Origin of the sequence: Shewanella sp. SG41-4 (genome assembly GCF_014164505.1) — a bacterium.
Taxonomy (GTDB): Bacteria; Pseudomonadota; Gammaproteobacteria; order Enterobacterales; family Shewanellaceae; genus Shewanella.
On record NZ_JACJFI010000395.1, the window covers coordinates 1 to 2,732 of the forward strand.

4 protein-coding genes are annotated in these 2,732 nt (G+C 39.5%); 3 read left to right on the forward strand and 1 reads right to left on the reverse strand.

The annotated features are described in order from the left end of the window. The 3 genes from H5202_RS20110 to H5202_RS20120 all read left to right on the forward strand — a co-directional run. A partial coding sequence (locus H5202_RS20110) for a transaldolase family protein (RefSeq protein ID WP_272490480.1) occupies window positions 1–309 on the forward strand: 309 nt, incomplete at its 5' end. A 14-nt stretch (window positions 310–323) separates the two neighbouring features. Then, window positions 324–1,961 carry a glucose-6-phosphate isomerase gene (gene pgi / locus H5202_RS20115; protein WP_182773626.1) on the forward strand — a complete coding sequence of 546 codons (1,638 nt, stop codon included), beginning with the start codon at window positions 324–326 and terminating at the stop codon, window positions 1,959–1,961. A gap of 178 nt (window positions 1,962–2,139) precedes the next feature. Continuing rightward, window positions 2,140–2,325: a DUF3545 family protein gene (locus H5202_RS20120; RefSeq protein WP_182773627.1), complete on the forward strand. Its 186-nt coding sequence runs from the start codon at window positions 2,140–2,142 to the stop codon at window positions 2,323–2,325. A gap of 131 nt (window positions 2,326–2,456) precedes the next feature. Here H5202_RS20120 and H5202_RS20125 read toward each other — a convergent pair. Next, the coding region (locus tag H5202_RS20125; protein WP_443019454.1) for a hemerythrin domain-containing protein at window positions 2,457–2,732 on the reverse strand (276 nt) is incomplete at its 5' end.

The window sequence follows — 2,732 nt, forward strand, 5'->3', positions numbered from 1 at the left end:
GGTTATAGTACGGTTGTGATGGGTGCGAGTTTCAGAAATATCGGTGAGATTATCGAATTAGCAGGTTGTGACCGTCTAACGATTGGTCCTGCATTGCTAGAAGAACTAGCGAATACTGATGTAGAAATCATCCAGAAATTGGTTGCTACTGCAGCAACACATGCTGCTCCAACAGCACTAACTGAAGAACAATTCCGCTGGGCATTCAATGAAGATCCAATGGCAGTAGATAAGTTAGCAGAAGGTATTCGTAACTTTGCCATCGACCAAGGCAAATTAGAAGTTATGCTAAAAACAAAATTAAGCTAGTTGGAGGCTTACTCGTGACTACACTGACTCAAAGCACGATTTGGAAGGCGCTACAAACTCATTCAAGTCAACTACCTCACATGCGCGAATTGTTTGCCCAAAACCCACAACGTTTTGAGCAAATGAGCGTTGCGGCTTGTGGTCTGTTTTTAGATTACTCTAAAAACCGTGTGAACGATGAAACACTTAAGCTGCTATTCTCTCTCGCTAAAGAAGCAAAACTGAGTGAAAAAATTACTGCAATGTTCAATGGTGATGTGATTAACAACACCGAACAACGCTCAGTATTGCACACTGCATTACGCAGTAAAGCAACTCAAACGATTATTGCTGAAGGAGCTAATATTGTTCCTGAAGTACAACAAACATTAGCCAAAATGGCTAAGTTTGTTAGCTCAGTTCAAGCTGGCGAGTGGAAAGGTTATACCGGTAAAGCGATTACAGATATCGTCAGTATCGGCATTGGAGGTTCATTTCTTGGACCTAAAATTGTTTCACAAGCATTAAGACCCTATTGGCAAAAAGGGCTTAACTGTCATTTTGTTGCTAATGTTGATGCGACATCTATCTGTGAAAAATTAAAAAATCTCAATGCTGAGACCACATTATTTGTGATGTCGTCAAAATCATTCAGTACTCAAGAAACGCTTACCAATACGCTTAGTGCTAAAGATTGGTTTTTAGGCCAAGGAGCAAGCCAACAAGATGTGGCTAAACACTTTGTTGCAGTAACATCAAATGTAACTAAGGCCACTGAGTTTGGTATGGACGCTAACAATATATTCCCAATGTGGGATTGGGTTGGCGGACGCTACTCATTATGGTCAGCCATTGGTTTACCTATTGCGCTACTTGTTGGTATGGATAACTTTACGGCCTTGTTAGATGGCGCGCATCAAATGGACCAACATTTTGCTGATACGCCTATCGAACAAAACATGCCTGTCATTATGGCGATGTTGTCTGTATTGTACGGTAATTTTCATGGTGCTCAATCGCATGTTATTTTAACCTACGATCATTACTTACGTGGTCTTCCGGCTTACTTCCAACAGCTCGACATGGAGAGTAACGGTAAATCAGTGACACTCAATGGCACTGACGTAGATTACAGCACAGGTCCTGTAATTTGGGGCGGTGAAGGCACTAACGGTCAACATGCATATCATCAGTTACTTCATCAAGGTACAGCATTAATTCCTGCTGACTTTATTATGCCGTTGCAAAGCCATAATCCGTTGGGTGAACATCATGACCAACTTGCATCAAACTGCTTTGGTCAAACCCAGGCCTTAATGCAAGGTCGTACATACGATGAAGCACTGGCTGAACTAAGCAACAGCAAGCTTGATGAGCATCAGAAGCCGCTTATAGCCAAACATAAGGTAATGGTTGGTAATAAGCCAAGTAACACTTTATTGATGGATAAGCTCACGCCAACAACGTTGGGTGCGTTAATCGCGCTATATGAGCACAGAACCTTTGTTCAGGGTGCAATATGGCAGATAAACTCATTTGATCAATGGGGTGTAGAGCTAGGTAAACAATTAGGTAATGATGTACTAGCACGAATTGGGGCAGACCAAGGTGCTACTGATTTAGATGCATCGAGCAATGCATTAGTGAACCTATATCGTAAAGGTAAGCTATAAAACAAATATTAGGCTTAACTAAAAACTCAGCTTGCTGAGGTTTTTTTATCCATTTTTGATATTAAATTAACTAAACTGTGATTTATTAGTAACGTTAATGAAACACAACTGTTGCACCCTATAGCTGAAATATGGTACTTATTCGTGCAGAGACATCATAATAACAAGGGAGGTTACCATGGATCGATTAGACTATGGTGGTGCGCTAGACGAAGTTATTGAAAGACCAAACCGCTCAAAAAGCTCGTCAAAAAAACGCAAATGGCGTGAAATTGAAGCCATTAAGGATAAGCAGCGTTTACTCAAGGAATTGCAAGATATTGATGATTCATTCGATTTTGACGTTAATACGTTAGTGCTTTAATTGGATCCCACCGACTAAAAGCTAAACGATAAAATCGATTAAAAGAGCGCATAATGCGCTCTTTTTGTTTGCCATAATTATTGGTTAGTGATGAATTAACATCAAAGATCTCTAACAAAAGAATAATTGCATCATTTGTTATCCGCATGTTCAATATAGGTCCGTAAATCTTCAAAAATCGTTTTATCATTATCATTAAATAACGGATCTTCAATTAACCGATTTTGACATAACACGTTGATTTTTTGCCAATCGTTATTGTCTAATGCCTTAACAAAATTAGGAAATACTTCCCGTTCTTCATACTGCATATGCAATTGTTGTAGCTCAATATATTCTTGCAGATCGTTAATCAACTTGTCGCGCGAGATAACCACATCAGATAAAATCATATTCAAGCTATACAC

Excerpts from the sequence above, each read along its gene's own strand:
- H5202_RS20120 (WP_182773627.1), top strand. The coding sequence starts at position 2,140 with ATGGATCGATTAGACTATGGTGGTGCGCTAGACGAAGTTATTGAAAGA.